Raw genomic sequence first — 14446 nt, forward strand, 5'->3', positions numbered from 1 at the left:
TACCGGGGGCGTGCGGGTCCCTTTCGCGGATCAGCGCGCCTTCTCGGACCCATCTCCCTGCAGCACGATGAGCGAGGTGTTGGTCTCGCCTCCGTGCTGGCGGGGATCCGGCACCGCAGGCCCTGCCTTCGGCGAGCGCTTGGCACGCTTCTGCAGGCGGTAGGCGATGTAGGAGAGCAGGAGACACACGGCCACGTACATCGATCCGCCGACGATCGCCGCCGGGATCAGCGGGGAGCCGTAGGGCGCCTGGTTGCCGATCTGGTTGATGACGTAGAGGAGCTCCTGGTACGTGATGATGAAGCCGAGCGCGGTGTCCTTGAGCGCCACGACGAGCTGCGCGATGATCACCGGCATCATGGCCCGGACGGCCTGCGGGATCAGGATGAAGTACATCACCCCGGTCTTCCGCAGTCCGATCGCGTAGCCGGCCTCCTTCTGTCCGCGCGGCAGCGACTCGATCCCGGCACGGAGCACCTCGGCGAGCACGGAGCCGTTGTAGACGATGAGGGCGATCACGACGGCCCAGTACGGCGGCATCTTCACGCCGATCACCGGAAGGCCGTAGTACAGCAGCATCATCAGGATGAGCACGGGCACCGCTCGCAGCACCTCGATGATCCACCGGACCGGCTCACGCACCCAGGCGTGCTCCGAGAGGCGGCCGATGCCGAGAAGGAAACCGAGGACGATGGATCCGACGCCGGCGACCGCGAACGCGGCCAGCGTGGCCAGCAGGCCTTCGCCGAAGCGGACCCAGACCGCGGAGAACGTGAAGATGTTCCACTTCTCTGCGGAGAACTGCCCGGTGGCGAACAGCCTCCACACCACCCAGCCGAGCACCGCGAGGACCACGAGCACCGTGGCGACTCCGATGAGCCTGTTGCGGGCGACGGCACGGGGGCCGGGGACGTCGAAAAGGACGGAACTCATCGCGCGATCCTCCACTTGTTCTCGAGAACGCGCTGCACCCAGGCGAGCAGCAGCACCAGCACCACGAACAGGACCATGACCCACAGGAGCACGACGAGCGCGTTCTCACCGCGTTCGCTGAGCGCCGCGCGGATGGTGCCGAGGTTGACGACCGAGAACCCTGCGGCCACCGTGGTGTTCTTCATGAGGGCGATGAGCACGCTCATCATGGGCGGGACGACGGAGCGCGTCGCCTGCGGCAGCACCACGTAGCGCATGACCTGGCCGAAGTTCAGGCCGATCGCCCGTGCGGCTTCCGCCTGGCCGACCGGCACGGTGTTGATGCCGGCTCGCAGCGCCTCCGCCACATAGGTCGCGGTGTAGATGCCGAGCGCGATCACGGCCAGCAGCAGGGAGTTCACCCGCTCCCCCAGCAGGATCGGAAGGCAGAAGGCGAAGAAGAACATGACCAGGGTCAGCGGTGTGTTGCGGATCCAGTTCACGTACACGCCACCGACGGCGCGGGCGATCGGAACCGGCGAGACACGTGCGGCCCCGACGATGAGTCCGAGGACCAGCGCGATGATGCCGCCGCCGAGGAACAGCACGATGGTTCCCCACAGTGCCTCTCCCCAGAGGTCGAGGTGGTCGGAGATGACTCCCACTGCTGCTCCTGTCGATTCGGGTTCTCGAAAGTGTCCTGCATGAGCGGGGCGGCCGACCATGCCGACCGCCCCGCGGAGATCAACCGACCGGGTCGACCTCGGGCTGCGTCGCCTTGACGCCGGAGGCACCGAGGTTGTTGTCGAAGATCTGCTGCCAGATCTCGCCACCGTCGGTCAGCTGCGTGTTGAAGTACCCCACGAGGGCGTCGTCACCCTTGGCGACGCCGATGCCGTAGCGCTCCTCGCTGAAGGGCTCACCGACGACCTTGAGGTTGTCCGGGTCCTGAGCCGCGTAGCCGATGAGGATCGCCTCATCGGTGGTGACCGCGTCCACCTGGCCGTTCTTCAGGTCCTCGACGCACTTCGAGTACGTGTCGTACTCCTTGGTGGGCACGTCGGGGTAGTTCGTCTTGATGTTCTGGATCGGCGTCGAGCCGGTCGCCGAGCAGACGGTCGTCGAGGAGTCGAGGTCGTCGACGCTCTTGATGTCGCTGTCAGCTGCCACGAGGAGGCCCTGACCGGTGACGAAGTACGGACCGGCGAAGGAGATCTGCTCCTTGCGCTTGTCGGTGATGGAGTAGGTGCCGACGTAGTAGTCGATGTCGCCGTTCACGATGGCCTGCTCGCGGTTCGCGGAGGCGATCGCCTGGAAATCGATCTTCTCCGGGTCGACACCGAGCGATGCCGCCATCCAGCGGGCGATGTCGACGTCGAATCCGGTGCGGTCACCGGTCACGGGGTCGAGGTAGCCGAGACCGGGCTGGTCCTCCTTGACGCCGACCTTGATCTTTCCGGACGACTCGATCCGGTCGAACGTCGGGCTGCCGTCGATGCTGACGTCGGTCAGGACGGTCCAGGGCGTGCTGCTGGAGGAGTCACCTTCGTCGCCGCCTTCCGGGGCCCCCGTGCTGGACGGGGTTCCGCTGTTGCAGGCGGTGAGCGTCAGCAGCGCGGCTGCCGCGATTCCGATGCCTGCCAGTGTCCGTGTGCGTCGCATGTGCGTCTCCTTCGTGTGCTGTGTGTGCAGGGTCTGTGTGTGAGTGTGTGAGTGTGCGGGCGCGTCAGTGCGTGAGGAGCTTCGAGAGGAAGTCCTTGGCGCGATCGCTCTTCGGGTGCGTGAAGAACTCCTCGGGAGTCGCCTCCTCCACGATCCGTCCGTCCGCCATGAACACGACGCGGTCGGCGGCCTTGCGCGCGAAGCCCATCTCGTGCGTGACGACGATCATCGTCATCCCGTCCTGGGCGAGTTCGACCATGACGTCGAGCACCTCGTTGATCATCTCGGGGTCGAGCGCACTGGTGGGCTCGTCGAACAGCATCACCTTGGGCTGCATCGCGAGAGCGCGGGCGATGGCCACGCGCTGCTGCTGACCACCGGAGAGCTGGGCAGGGAGCTTCGAGGCCTGCTGGGCCACGCCGACGCGCTCGCGCAGCATCATCGCCTCCTTCTCGGCGTCGGCCTTCTTGATGCCGCGCACCTTGATCGGTCCGAGAGTCACGTTCTCGAGGATCGTGAGGTGGGCGAAGAGGTTGAACGACTGGAAGACCATGCCGACGTCGGCGCGCAGATGAGCCAGGCCCTTGCCCTCGGCCGGGAGCTCCTTGCCGTCGATGCGGATGCTCCCGCTGGTGATCGTCTCCAAGCGGTTGATCGTGCGGCACAGTGTCGACTTCCCGGAGCCGGACGGGCCGATCACGACGACGACCTCCCCCGAGTTCACGGTCAGATCGATGTCAGTGAGCGCCTGGAAGTCGCCGTAGTGCTTCTGAACGTTCTCGACCACGACGAGCGGGGTATCAGAGGTCATCATTTCTCCAAACTAGCCACGTCGGGCGCGGGTCTCCAGGCACCTCGGTGAGATTTACACGTTCGTAATCACCTGATCGCGGCACCAATGCTGCTGTGCATGGGTACCCCGCGGCCCGCCCCCACGGGCCGCGGAATCGTCCTGCTGCGATGCCCCAACGACAGTTGTGCAGCAGGCGACGATCGTGCGCGATCGACCTCACAATGGCAGAGCGCCGGCCCCGCTGTCAGACTTCTTGAGGATTTCTTGAGCAGTCAACCGCGCAGGTCGCGGTAGTAGTCGATCGCACCATCGTGGAGAGGGACCGGACCGGTGAAGATCGCCGAGCGCCGATCCAGCAGCGCCGCGGTCGGCACCTCCCCCGCGATGCGCAGTCGCGCGTCGAAGAGCCCGGCCAGGACATCGTGCACGACGGCATCCGGCGTGGACGCGGCGGTGACGAGATAGTTGGGAACGGCCATCGTCGGCGCGGAGTCCGGCAGGCCGTATGTCCCCGCGGGGACATCGGCCTGCCGATAGGCATGCGAGTACCGTTCGTTCACGGCATTGACCCACTCGGGCTCGATCGGGAGCAGACGCACCGGAGCCCGCGAGGACAGTTCGGCCACGCCGGGAGTGGGCAGGCCCCCCACCCAGAAGAAGCCGTCGATCTCACCACGCTCCATCGCACCGATCGACGCGCTGAGGTCGAGCTGGGGGTCGCGGACGGAATCGAGCGCGACGCCTGCCGCGTCGAGCACTCGGCCGGCGATCACGTTGACGCCGGAGTTCTCGGCGCCGAGGGAGATGGTGCGGCCGGCAAGATCGCCGATGTCGTCGATGTCCGAATCCCCCCGCACCACGACCTGAACGTACTCGTCGTACAGGCGGGCGAGAGCCTCCACCTCCAACGGCCGCTCGAAGGCGCCGGTGCCCGACACCGCGTCGGCGGCGGCATCCCCCTGCGCGAATCCGAGCAGGGCCTCGCCCGAACTCACCCGCAGCAGGTTGTCGACCGATCCCGCGGTCTCCTGCGCGACCATCCGGAGGTCCAGCCGGTCCGACAGCTCTTCCGCCAGGTGGCTGCCGTAGTCGTAGTACACACCGGTCGAGCCCCCGCTGGCGATCGCGTACTCGACGTCGCTCCACTCGTCGGAGCGAGGGACGCACGCGGTCAACCCGGTCAGCAGCACGAACGCGAGTCCTCCCGCGAGAAGTCCCCTGGCGGCCGACCTCATGGCGTGGACCCGTCGTGCAGGACGAGCGCGACCTCGAGTCCGCCACCCTGTGCCGAAGAGACCGCCAGCTCTCCCCCGATCGTCTCCAGCAGATCGCTCGCGATCGCCAGCCCGAGTCCTGACCCCGGTGTGTCCCCGGTGTCGGCGTTGCGCCAGAACCGGTCGGTCGCCGCAGCTGCCTGCTCGTCGGTGAGGCCCGGGCCGTGATCGCGGACCGTGATCCGACAGACGCTTCCTTCCCGTCTCGCCCCGATCTCGATGTGCGCCCCCTCGGGCGAGAACTTCACGGCATTGTCGATCACGGCATCCAGCGCGCTCTCCACGATCGTGCGGTCGGTCACGCTCATCACCGATGACACACCGGTGGAGCGCAGCCCGACTCCGCGCTGAGCCGCGACATCGCGCCATGCTTCCCGGCGACGAGCGGCCAGAGTCGCCAGATCCACAGCGGAGACGGTCGAGTCGCCACGGCCGCCGCGCGCGAGGCCGAGAAGTGTCTCGAGGATGCGGGTCATCCGGCGCCCCTCCTCCCTCGTCTCCTCGACGTCGCCCTGCCACTCGTCGCCGAGTCCCGTCGCCAGATGCTCCACTCTCAGGAGCAGAGCATTGAGGGGGTTGCGCAGTTCGTGTGAGGCGTTGAGCGCGAACTCCTGCTGCCTCGTCATCACCCGTTCGATCTCGTCGGCCATGCCGTTGAACACCTGCGCCATGCGGCGGAGCTCCGGCGGACCGTCGTCCGCAGCAACGCGCGCGTCCATCTCGCCGCGCTCGATCGCGACCATGGCCTCGTCGAGTCGGCGCACCGGCGAGAGCACCCAACGCGCGAGCCGGAACACCAGGAGCACGCCGAGCGCGATGAGCACGCCCGCGATCGCCGAGATGAGCAGGAGCTGGTGCAGGATCGCGGCGCGCGGAGCCGCCACATCTCCGGCGACGAGCACGGCGCCTATCACGTCACCGTCATCGAACACCGGCTCGGCCAATGCGGAATCCGAGACGCTCCACGGGAACACCACCGTCGGCTGCTCGGCTCGTCGACCGGAGAGCGCCAGCTTGACGCGCTCGGCATCGTCTTCGCGAAGCACCGCCGGGTCCTGATCCGCTGCGGCCCACACGCCGCCCCCGAGATCGAACACGGTCACCTCGATCCCGTAGACCTCGCGGAACCGCTCCACCTCCGCCTCGATCACGGCAGCACTGCCGGAACGCAGAGCCTGGCGCGCGCTCGTGACGAAGTAGCCGAGGTCGCCGATCTGCTGCGCATAGAAGGCCTGCTGCACGCTCTGGGCGGCGCTCCACCCCGCGGCACCGCCGAGTCCGGCCAGGATCGCGACGAGCGGTATCAGGAACACGAGGATGAGGCGACGACGCACGACTCAGGACCCTGCCAGCCGATAGCCGACCCCGCGGACCGTCTCGATGACCCCGCGGACCCCGGTCTTCTTCCTGATCGCCCCGACGTGCACCTCCAGAGAATGGCCGAATCCTCGCCAGTCGGTGTTCCACACCTCGCGGATCAGCCGGTCCTTCGGCACCGCCACTCCCGGGTAGCGGGCCAGGACGGCGATGATGTCGAACTCCTTGCGCGTGAGGTCGATGGCCGCGCCGTCGACCAGCACCTGGCGAGCGATCAGATCGACCTGCACGCCGCCTCCGTGGAGCAGGACGCGCGCATCCGCCTCGGGCCTCATCGGCCTGGATCGCCGTGTGACCGCCTCGATCCGCGCCAGGAGCTCGTGCACATCGTAGGGCTTCACCACGAAGTCATCGGCTCCGGCGCGGAGCCCTTTGATGCGCTCCGCGACCTGGCTGCGGGCGGTCACGATCACGATCGGGACCTCGGAGCGGCCCCTGATCCGGCGACACAGGTCGACCCCGTCGACGTCGGGCAGACCGAGATCGAGCAGCACCACCTCGGTGTCCGCTCCGAGAAGACCCAGCGCAGACGCTCCATCCGCCGCGCGGACGGTCGCGTACCCGGACCGGGCGAGAAACGCCTCCAGTGCGCCTGCGACCCGGTCGTCGTCTTCGACGATCAGAATCCTCATCGACTCCGCTTCCCGCTTCCCCCGGCGTCCGTCACCTCAGTCGACGGACGTCGCCCGCTGAGCGAATGCGCTTTCATACAGGCAGACGCTGGCGGCCGTCGCCAGATTGAGCGACTCGGCTCGGCCGAAGATCGGAAGCTTGAGCACGCGGTCCGCGAGATCCAGCGCCTCGTCTTCGAGTCCGCGCGCCTCGTTGCCGAAGAGCCATCCCGTCGGCTCGGCCAGCACGCCCTCCGCGCGCGCTTCCAACAGGTCATCGCCCTTCACGTCCGCCGCGAGGATGCGCAGACCTGCGGCGTGAGCACGCTTCACGACTTCGGCGAGGTCGCCCCCGACCGAGACGGGAAGGTGGAACAGGGACCCTGTGGTCGCGCGCACCACCTTCGGGTTGTACGGATCGACGGTGCGACCGGTCAGGACGACGGCATCCGCACCCGCGGCATCCGCTGCCCGGATGATCGTGCCGAGGTTCCCTGGATCCCGCACCTCCTCGCAGATCGCCACCAGTCGCGGCGAGGCGTCGAAGATGTCGCGCACCGACGTCGGCGTCTGCTGCACGACGGCGACGAGGCCTTGCGGTGTGACGGTGTCGGCCATGGCGTTGAGCACGTACTCGGTGACGTACTCGACCTCGATGTCCGCCTCTGCGGCCTTCGCGCGGATGTCGGGGTGCCGCTCCCAGCCGTTCGGCGTCGCGAAGAGCTCGACGATCGCCTCGGGACGGTAGGTGAGCGCCTCGCGCACCGACTGCGGGCCCTCCAGAAGGAACAGGCCTGTCTCAGTCCTCGCGCTGCGTTTGGTCAGCTTCGCGACAGCACGGACTCGGGGCGAACGGGGGTTCTCCAGCACGATCACAGTCTAGGGAACGCACGGCCCTCTCCCGCACCATCCGGGTAGGGTGCCTGCATGACGATCGATGCCGCGGTGAGGAGCTCCCGTCGGCGGATCGTCCTCGCAGTGCTCGCCGTCGCGACGGTCGCGATCGGGCTCGTCATCCATCGCAGTGCGGGCGGGGTCGTGGGCGACGTCATCGGCGATGCGCTGTACGCTGTGCTCATCTATCTGCTCGTCGCCCTGATCGCCGCGCGGTGGCGCCCCTTCGCGCCGGCCCTCGTCGCCTTCGTGTTCTGCGCCGGCGTCGAACTGTTCCAGCTCACCGGTATCCCTCGTGAGTGGGGATCGGCACTCCCCCCGATCCGCCACGTCCTCGGCTCCGGATTCGATGGACGCGACATCCTCGTCTACGCGGGTGCCGTCGCCATGGCCGCTCTCGTCGACCTCGCGGTCAGCCGCGCGGCAGTCCTCGCCACGCCGGGAAACGCCGCAGGGCGCCCTCCCGAAGGAGAGCGCCCTGTGTGAAGAGGTGCTTACGCAGCCGACTTCGGCGCGTTGACGTCGGAGGGAAGAGCCTTCTTCGCCGTCTCGACCAGCGTCGTGAACGTGGCAGCGTCGTTGACCGCGAGGTCGGCGAGCATGCGACGGTCGACCGTGACACCCGCGAGGCCGAGGCCCTGGATGAAGCGGTTGTACGTCATGCCGTTCTGGCGGGCCGCAGCGTTGATGCGCTGGATCCACAGACGACGGAAGTCGCCCTTGCGCTTGCGACGGTCACGGTACGAGTAGACCAGCGAGTGGATGACCTGCTCTTTGGCCTTGCGGTAGAGGCGCGAACGCTGTCCGCGGTAACCGGAGGCGCGCTCGAGGATGACCCGGCGCTTCTTGTGGGCGTTTACTGCCCGCTTGACTCTTGCCATTTTCCTGTGTTCCTATTCGTGCGTTCGGCGCGCGTCAGCGACCGAGAAGCTTCTTCGCGACCTTGGTGTCAGCCTTCGACAGGACCTGGTCCTGGTTCAGACGACGCGTGCGACGGCTCGACTTGTGCTCGAGGTTGTGGCGCATCCCGGCCTGCTGCTTCTTCAGCTTTCCGCTGCCGGTGATCTTGAAGCGCTTCTTAGCACCCGAGTGGGTCTTCTGCTTCGGCATCTTCTCTTCCTTCGTATGGCGCCTTCTCAGGCGACGGTGTCAACCCGCGGTGCGGGAGTTCTGGGGCGGGTACTACTCCGCAGTGGTGGCGGCGGCCTCGTTCTTCGCCTCGCGCGCAGCCTGCTTCTTGTCCGCGCGCTGAGCATCGCGCACGGCGTTCTGCTCCTGCTTCGCCTCGGACTTGCTCTTGAGCGGAGCCACGACCATCACCATGTTGCGACCGTCGATGGTCGGGTTCGACTCGACGGTGCCGAACTCGGCGACATCCTCGGCGAACTTGCGCAGCAGACGCACACCCTGCTCCGGACGCGACTGCTCGCGACCGCGGAACAGGATCATGGCCTTGACCTTGTCGCCGGCCTTGAGGAAGCCCTCGGCACGCTTGAGCTTGGTCGTGTAGTCGTGAGCCTCGATCTTCAGACGGAAGCGCACTTCCTTGAGGATCGTGTTCGCCTGGTTGCGGCGAGCTTCCTTTTCCTTCTGGGCGGCCTCGTACTTGAACTTGCCGTAGTCCATGATCTTGACGACGGGCGGCTTCGAGTTCGGGGCGACCTCGACGAGGTCGAGATCGGCTTCCTGCGCGAGGCGCAGTGCGGCTTCGATGCGGACGACGCCGATCTGCTCACCCGCGGGGCCGACGAGGCGGACCTCGGGGACGCGGATGCGCTCATTGGTACGGGGATCGCTGATGCGGAACTCCTTAGACGATGTGATTCGGCCACCGCGACGCTGTCTGCATCACGGGCGAAATCGGAATCGTCCCCACCCACCGGCATTCAGACGCCGGCTCCGCACCCTGTCTACCGGCTCCTTCTTTCGAACGGAGCCGGTGGAGTGCAAGACCCGGTAGCCTTGAACGGCAAGCGCGGGTGGGAAGTGAATCCTCTTTCGTTCCGGAGCATGACGCTCCGGAGCCCGCCAAAGTCTAACAGAAAGCAAGGCGAAGTGACGAACCAGGCACCGGACGAGGCGGCACGCGAGCGCGAAGAGCGTTGGGCACGTCAGGAGGAGGCCGCATCGTCGGCCACCCGCGACATCGCCGATGTACCCGCAGTCGAGGTGATCACCACCGCCGCCGTGCACCTCATGAGCGCGGCAGCCGTCAAGCTCGGGCTCGCCGACGATCCGGACGCCGCAGCGCAGCTCGACCTCGACGAGGCGCGCAAGCTCATCAACTCCCTCGCCGGGCTCATCACCGCCGGCGCTCCGGAGATCAGCGACATGCACGCGCGGTCCCTGCGCGACGGTCTCCGCTCACTCCAGCTCGCCTTCCGCGAGGCGTCCACGATCCCCGATCCGATCGGCAAGGGACCGGGCGAGAAGTGGACCGGCCCGGTCAACTAGCTGCCGCGGGCTCGACGACCAGAGGGTCGGCCGAGGCCGGGCCGGGGCACTGCCCTTCGGTGCGAGTCCAGGAGATCTCCTGTTCCGACTCGTGGATGACGGCACCCTGCGCATCGAACAACCGGATGTCGACCAGGTCGGGCGTGGACATGTCGAAGGACATGCTCCACGTGCCGTCGGCCGACGGAGACGCCGAGAACAAGTTCGCGGACGAGCTCGCATCCTCCCCCGGCCCCGGTGAGCACTGCCCGTCCGCGCAGAACTGGAGGTCGGTCGCCGCCGGGAAGGCGCTCACGTCGACGACGACCGTGCTGATGTAGGCGATCGCCGGGCACGCGTTGACCACGCAGCCGGAAGTGCCGGCGACGGCGCCTCCGAGCAGCACGACGGCGGCGAGGGCTCGCAACAGAGTCCGGGGCATGTCCCCGAGCGTAGCGAAGCGGTTCAGGCGCTGCGGCGGAGCTTCACGGTGAGGGAGTCGACGAGCACGGCGATCCGGTCGTCCGATGCCCAGCGAGACGCGAGACGCGAGAGCACGGCGTCGAGCACCTCGCGTTCGAGTCCGTCGACCAGCTCGAGGACCACGATGAGCTCGGGCCCGCGCAGACGGGCGTCGGGGTCCCCGGAAGCCACAGCCACGTCGATGACGGCCAGTTCGTGGGCCACGCTCTCCTGCAGCGCCGTGAACACCTCGGTCGACAGGAAGCTCGGCTCCCAGCGCTGCTCCTGAGCGATCGCCCACACGGCAGGACGCCGGATGACGAACTCGGTGTCGGACGTCGGGTCGAGCACGATCAGGTCGGTGTCCTCCGACGAGGCGGCCAGCGCCGCGCGGATAGCCTCGACGGGGATCGGTCGCGCCGTCGGGTCCCACGCCTGCATCGCCTGGACCGACGAGAACACCGGCTGCACGCGCCGACCATCCGGAGCCGCGACCGTGACGATGGAGAGCTCCTGCGTCTTGTCAACGGTGAGGCCGTTGGGGGCGATCCCCTCCTCCCCCTTCTCCGCGATGAGGGGCACCAGCACACGGGCGGCACGGAAAGCGTCGACGACCTCGGACTGGCTGCCCTGGCCGGCGCGGAAGCGCAGCAGCGCCGCCAGCAGCGCGGGGTCGGCGGAACCGTCGTCCGCGGCGTGCGGATTCGACTCGAAGCTGCGCCCCTCCCACGGGACGCCTGCTGAATCGCCGTGGTTGTGCGGCTCGGGGCCGCACGCGTGCGCGTCAGTCTCCTGCGACATCCAGTGCCTCAGCCAGCGTGAAGGCGCCGGCGTAGAGTGCCTTGCCGACGATCGCGCCCTCGACGCCCAACGGCACGAGGTCGCGGAGCGCGGCGATGTCGTCCAGGCTCGAGATGCCGCCTGACGCGACCACCGGCTTCGGGGTGCGAGAGGTGACCTCACGGAGAAGGTCGAGGTTCGGACCGCGGAGGGTTCCGTCCTTCGTGACGTCGGTGACCACGTAGCGGCTGCAGCCGGCGTCTTCGAGGCGGTCGAGCACCTCCCAGAGGTCCCCGCCCTCCTTGGTCCATCCGCGGGCGGCGAGCGTCGTTCCGCGCACATCGAGACCGACGGCGATCGCCTCGCCGTAACGGCCGATCACGTCGGCAGCCCACTCCGGATTCTCCAGCGCCGCCGTGCCCAGGTTGATCCGCGTCGCGCCGCTCTCCAGAGCCGCCTCCAGCGTCGCGTCGTCGCGGATACCACCCGAAAGCTCGATGTTCACGCCCTTGAACTGCTTGATGACCTTGCGCAGGATCGGCGCGTTGCTGCCCCGACCGAAGGCCGCGTCGAGGTCGACCAGGTGGATCCAGGAGGCGCCCTGCGACACCCACTCCCCTGCGGCGTCCAACGGGTCGCCATAGCTGGTCTCGGTTCCGGCCTCGCCCTGAGTCAGTCGGACGGCCTTGCCCCCGGCGACATCGACCGCGGGAAGGAGCGTGAGCGAGGGGGACTGCGCGAAGTCGTTCATGGGGTCCTTGGATCGGGAAGCTCTTCGGCCCGGTGCGGGCACGAGAACCGAGGGTAGTCCGCCGGGCGGCGGGGAACAAAACGGGTGACGCCGGCGGGCGTCGTCAGAGACTCTCGACCCAGTTGCGCAGCAGCTGGATACCTGCTTCGCCGGACTTCTCCGGGTGGAACTGCGTCGCCGACAGCGGGCCGTTCTCCACGGCGGCGAGGAAGGGATCGCCGTAGGTCGTCCAGGTCAGGACGGGTTCCGGGAACGGCGGAATGACATCGAGCTGCCAGGACTGGGCGGCGTAGGAGTGCACGAAGTAGAAGCGCTCCTGCTCGATGCCGCGGAAGAGCACGCTGTCGGAACCGGGCGCGACGGTGTTCCAGCCCATGTGCGGAAGCACCGGCGCGTTGAGCTCGGTGACGGCTCCGGGCCACTCTCCGAGCCCTGCGGTATCACGCCCACGCTCGACGCCGTGCTCGAACAGCACCTGCATCCCGACGCAGATGCCGAGGACGGGACGGCCACCGGCCAGACGGCGGTCGATGATCTCGTCGCCTCCGTGCGCACGCAGGGCATCGCGAACCGCCTGGAACGCGCCGACGCCGGGAACGACCAGGCCGTCCGCCTCGAGGGCGGTGGTACGGTCGCGCGTCAGCACGGCGTCGGCACCGGCAGCCACGAGAGCCTTGACGGCCGAGTGGACGTTGCCCGACTCGTAGTCGAACACCGCGACGCGAGGAGCCGACGTCACAGCGCGCCCTTGGTGGACGGAATGCCGTCGACGAGCGGATCCAGCGCCTTCGCCTGACGGAACGCACGCGCGAACGCCTTGTACTCCGCTTCCGCGATGTGGTGCGGGTCGCGGCCGCCGAGCACACGCACGTGCACCGTGAGAGCGGCATTGAACGTGATGGCTTCGAAGGAGTGGCGGACGAGCGACCCTGTGAAGTGTCCGCCGATCAGGTGGTGCTCGAACCCCTCGGGCTCCCCCGTGTGCACGAGGTACGGGCGGCCCGAGATGTCGACCACGGCCTGCGCGAGCGCCTCGTCGAGGGGGACGAGGGCGTCTCCGTACCGGGAGATGCCGGACTTGTCGCCGAGGGCTTCGAGGATCGCCTGTCCGAGCACGATTGAGACGTCTTCCACGGTGTGGTGTGCGTCGATGTGGGTGTCACCCGAGGCGCGCACGGTGAGGTCGGTCAGCGAGTGCTTCGCGAACGCCGTGAGCATGTGGTCGAAGAAGGGCACCGAGGTGTCGATGTGGCTGACGCCGGTCCCGTCGAGGTTCAGCTCGAGCTCGACGGTGGACTCCGACGTGCGGCGCACACGGCTCGCGGTGCGCGGGGTCGGTGCGGAAGTGCTCATGAAGCCGATCCTATCGAGGCAAGAGCATCAAGGAACGCGGTGGTCTCGGCCTCGGTGCCCGCGCTCACCCTCAGGTGTCCTGGGATGCCGACATCGCGTACCAGCACCCCCTGGTCGTACAGCTGCTGCCAGGTGGCCTTCGGGTCGGAGACTCCACCGAACAGCACGAAGTTCGACCAGGATTCGTGCGGCTGGTAACCCAGCGCCTCGAGAGTCGCCGTGATGCGGTCGCGCTGCTCGACGATCTCCTCGACCATGCCGAGCATGACGTCGGCATTGCGCAGCGCCGCGATGGCCGCCGCCTGGGTGAGTGCGCTCAGGTGGTACGGCAGACGCACCAACCGCAGCGCGTCGATGAACGCCGGGTCGGCCGCGAGATACCCGACACGGGCTCCGGCGAACGCGAAGGCCTTGCTCATCGTGCGCGAGACGGCCAGACGCGGCCGCCCCTCGAGCAGCGTCAGTGCGGAGACCGCGTCATGCGGCGCGAACTCCTGGTAGGCCTCGTCGACGATCACTATGCCCCTGGCAGCCTCATACACCGCTTCGATGACGTCGAGTCCGAGCGGCGTGCCGGTGGGGTTGTTGGGAGAGCAGAGGATGACCACGTCCGGCTCGGCGGCCCGCACCTGCTCGGCCGCCTCCTCCGGAGTGATGGTGTAGTCGGGCTGACGCGTACCGGCGATCCACCGCGCACCGGTGCCCTGCGCGATGAGCGGGTACATCGAATAGGTCGGCGCGAACCCGAAAGCCGTGCGACCAGGGCCTCCGAAGGCCTGCAGGATGTGCTGGAGCACCTCATTGGACCCGTTGCCCGCCCAGATCTGCTCGGGGACGAGACCGTGGCCCAGGTACTCCGCGAAAGACTCGCGAAGCGTGGTGAACTCACGATCCGGGTAGCGGTTGACATCACGGATCGCGACGGCGATGTCATCGAGGATGTCGCTCGCCACCGCATCGGGGATCGGATGCGTGTTCTCATTCACGTTGAGCGCGATGGGAAGCGGCGCCTGTGGAGCACCGTATGGCTTCAATCCGCGGAGATCGTCACGTAGCGGGAGATCGTTGAGGGAGAGGGTCACCCTTCCCATGCTATGCGGCGCTTGAGGTTGATGACGCAAAGTCGCCCGCCCCAGGAACTCCT

19 protein-coding genes are annotated in these 14446 nt (G+C 67.7%); 2 read left to right on the forward strand and 17 right to left on the reverse strand.

Annotated features, from left to right (window positions below; genetic code table 11):
- Nucleotides 1-30 precede the first annotated feature (30 nt).
- The 8 genes from HDC31_RS10920 to HDC31_RS10955 all read right to left on the reverse strand — a co-directional run bounded on the left by HDC31_RS10920 (nt 31) and on the right by HDC31_RS10955 (nt 7499).
- Entirely contained in the window at nt 31-933 is a 903-nt protein-coding gene (locus HDC31_RS10920) for an amino acid ABC transporter permease (protein WP_113681500.1), read from the reverse strand.
- On the reverse strand, nt 930-1577 hold the full coding sequence (locus HDC31_RS10925) for an amino acid ABC transporter permease (RefSeq protein ID WP_046749025.1): 648 nt from the start codon (nt 1575-1577) through the stop codon (nt 930-932). The genes HDC31_RS10920 and HDC31_RS10925 overlap by 4 nt, the downstream gene beginning before the upstream one ends.
- 79 nt (nt 1578-1656) lie before the next feature.
- Nucleotides 1657-2574: a glutamate ABC transporter substrate-binding protein gene (locus HDC31_RS10930; protein ID WP_113681495.1), complete on the reverse strand. Its 918-nt coding sequence runs from the start codon at nt 2572-2574 to the stop codon at nt 1657-1659.
- Nucleotides 2575-2638: 64 nt separating this feature from the next.
- Entirely contained in the window at nt 2639-3388 is a 750-nt protein-coding gene (locus tag HDC31_RS10935) for an amino acid ABC transporter ATP-binding protein (RefSeq protein WP_374939221.1), read from the reverse strand.
- Between the two features lie 251 nt (nt 3389-3639).
- Complete coding sequence (locus HDC31_RS10940; RefSeq protein WP_046749023.1) at nt 3640-4602, reverse strand: TAXI family TRAP transporter solute-binding subunit; 963 nt, start codon at nt 4600-4602, stop codon at nt 3640-3642.
- Nucleotides 4599-5975 carry a HAMP domain-containing sensor histidine kinase gene (locus tag HDC31_RS10945; protein ID WP_058632211.1) on the reverse strand — a complete coding sequence of 459 codons (1377 nt, stop codon included), beginning with the start codon at nt 5973-5975 and terminating at the stop codon, nt 4599-4601. The genes HDC31_RS10940 and HDC31_RS10945 overlap by 4 nt, the downstream gene beginning before the upstream one ends.
- A 3-nt stretch (nt 5976-5978) precedes the next feature.
- Nucleotides 5979-6650: a response regulator transcription factor gene (locus HDC31_RS10950; protein WP_046749021.1), complete on the reverse strand. Its 672-nt coding sequence runs from the start codon at nt 6648-6650 to the stop codon at nt 5979-5981.
- A gap of 36 nt (nt 6651-6686) precedes the next feature.
- Nucleotides 6687-7499, reverse strand: a complete 813-nt coding sequence (locus HDC31_RS10955; protein WP_045263330.1) for an RNA methyltransferase — start codon at nt 7497-7499, stop codon at nt 6687-6689.
- Nucleotides 7500-7556: 57 nt separating this feature from the next.
- Here HDC31_RS10955 and HDC31_RS10960 point away from each other — a divergent pair, with 57 nt between their 5' ends.
- Nucleotides 7557-8009 (forward strand): DUF2809 domain-containing protein, encoded by a 453-nt coding sequence (locus HDC31_RS10960; protein ID WP_113681494.1) that lies wholly within the window; start codon nt 7557-7559, stop codon nt 8007-8009.
- An 8-nt stretch (nt 8010-8017) separates the two neighbouring features.
- Here HDC31_RS10960 and rplT read toward each other — a convergent pair whose 3' ends face one another.
- From rplT to infC, 3 genes are all read right to left on the reverse strand, one after another.
- On the reverse strand, nt 8018-8404 hold the full coding sequence (gene rplT, locus HDC31_RS10965) for a 50S ribosomal protein L20 (RefSeq protein WP_017202428.1): 387 nt from the start codon (nt 8402-8404) through the stop codon (nt 8018-8020).
- 34 nt (nt 8405-8438) lie between these two features.
- Nucleotides 8439-8633 (reverse strand): 50S ribosomal protein L35, encoded by a 195-nt coding sequence (gene rpmI, locus HDC31_RS10970; RefSeq protein WP_017828564.1) that lies wholly within the window; start codon nt 8631-8633, stop codon nt 8439-8441.
- Nucleotides 8634-8705: 72 nt separating this feature from the next.
- Entirely contained in the window at nt 8706-9347 is a 642-nt protein-coding gene (gene infC, locus HDC31_RS10975) for a translation initiation factor IF-3 (protein ID WP_082108707.1), read from the reverse strand.
- A gap of 231 nt (nt 9348-9578) precedes the next feature.
- Here infC and HDC31_RS10980 point away from each other — a divergent pair, with 231 nt between their 5' ends.
- Nucleotides 9579-9977 carry a DUF1844 domain-containing protein gene (locus HDC31_RS10980; protein WP_046749018.1) on the forward strand — a complete coding sequence of 133 codons (399 nt, stop codon included), beginning with the start codon at nt 9579-9581 and terminating at the stop codon, nt 9975-9977.
- Here the strand turns inward: HDC31_RS10980 and HDC31_RS10985 are convergent.
- The 6 genes from HDC31_RS10985 to HDC31_RS11010 form a co-directional block, all read right to left on the reverse strand.
- The gene (locus tag HDC31_RS10985) at nt 9970-10398 is read right to left on the reverse strand and encodes a hypothetical protein (RefSeq protein ID WP_058632210.1); all 429 of its coding nucleotides are present in this window, start codon (nt 10396-10398) and stop codon (nt 9970-9972) included. The two genes, HDC31_RS10980 and HDC31_RS10985, sit on opposite strands and share 8 nt — an antisense overlap.
- Before the next feature lie 23 nt (nt 10399-10421).
- Nucleotides 10422-11219, reverse strand: coding sequence for an SseB family protein (locus tag HDC31_RS10990; RefSeq protein WP_113681492.1), 798 nt, complete (start codon nt 11217-11219; stop codon nt 10422-10424).
- Nucleotides 11203-11949: a bifunctional 1-(5-phosphoribosyl)-5-((5-phosphoribosylamino)methylideneamino)imidazole-4-carboxamide isomerase/phosphoribosylanthranilate isomerase PriA gene (gene priA / locus HDC31_RS10995; protein ID WP_046749015.1), complete on the reverse strand. Its 747-nt coding sequence runs from the start codon at nt 11947-11949 to the stop codon at nt 11203-11205. The genes HDC31_RS10990 and priA overlap by 17 nt, the downstream gene beginning before the upstream one ends.
- Nucleotides 11950-12052: 103 nt before the next feature.
- Nucleotides 12053-12688, reverse strand: coding sequence for an imidazole glycerol phosphate synthase subunit HisH (gene hisH / locus HDC31_RS11000; protein ID WP_058632209.1), 636 nt, complete (start codon nt 12686-12688; stop codon nt 12053-12055).
- Nucleotides 12685-13302: an imidazoleglycerol-phosphate dehydratase HisB gene (gene hisB, locus HDC31_RS11005; protein WP_113681491.1), complete on the reverse strand. Its 618-nt coding sequence runs from the start codon at nt 13300-13302 to the stop codon at nt 12685-12687. The genes hisH and hisB overlap by 4 nt, the downstream gene beginning before the upstream one ends.
- Nucleotides 13299-14384 carry a histidinol-phosphate transaminase gene (locus HDC31_RS11010; RefSeq protein ID WP_058632208.1) on the reverse strand — a complete coding sequence of 362 codons (1086 nt, stop codon included), beginning with the start codon at nt 14382-14384 and terminating at the stop codon, nt 13299-13301. Before HDC31_RS11010 ends, hisB begins: the two co-directional genes overlap by 4 nt.
- Between the last annotated feature and the right edge of the window lie 62 nt (nt 14385-14446).

The organism is Microbacterium sp. JAI119 (assembly GCF_013410135.1).
GTDB lineage: Bacteria > Actinomycetota > Actinomycetes > Actinomycetales > Microbacteriaceae > Microbacterium > Microbacterium oxydans.

Coding starts and splice junctions, on each gene's coding strand:
- HDC31_RS10920 (WP_113681500.1), bottom strand. CDS start 933: ATGAGTTCCGTCCTTTTCGACGTCCCCGGCCCCCGTGCCGTCGCCCGC.
- HDC31_RS10930 (WP_113681495.1), bottom strand. CDS start 2,574: ATGCGACGCACACGGACACTGGCAGGCATCGGAATCGCGGCAGCCGCG.
- HDC31_RS10935 (WP_374939221.1), bottom strand. CDS start 3,388: ATGATGACCTCTGATACCCCGCTCGTCGTGGTCGAGAACGTTCAGAAG.
- HDC31_RS10940 (WP_046749023.1), bottom strand. CDS start 4,602: ATGAGGTCGGCCGCCAGGGGACTTCTCGCGGGAGGACTCGCGTTCGTG.
- HDC31_RS10950 (WP_046749021.1), bottom strand. CDS start 6,650: ATGAGGATTCTGATCGTCGAAGACGACGACCGGGTCGCAGGCGCACTG.
- HDC31_RS10960 (WP_113681494.1), top strand. CDS start 7,557: ATGACGATCGATGCCGCGGTGAGGAGCTCCCGTCGGCGGATCGTCCTC.
- rplT (WP_017202428.1), bottom strand. CDS start 8,404: ATGGCAAGAGTCAAGCGGGCAGTAAACGCCCACAAGAAGCGCCGGGTC.
- rpmI (WP_017828564.1), bottom strand. CDS start 8,633: ATGCCGAAGCAGAAGACCCACTCGGGTGCTAAGAAGCGCTTCAAGATC.
- HDC31_RS10985 (WP_058632210.1), bottom strand. CDS start 10,398: ATGCCCCGGACTCTGTTGCGAGCCCTCGCCGCCGTCGTGCTGCTCGGA.
- HDC31_RS10990 (WP_113681492.1), bottom strand. CDS start 11,219: ATGTCGCAGGAGACTGACGCGCACGCGTGCGGCCCCGAGCCGCACAAC.
- priA (WP_046749015.1), bottom strand. CDS start 11,949: ATGAACGACTTCGCGCAGTCCCCCTCGCTCACGCTCCTTCCCGCGGTC.
- hisB (WP_113681491.1), bottom strand. CDS start 13,302: ATGAGCACTTCCGCACCGACCCCGCGCACCGCGAGCCGTGTGCGCCGC.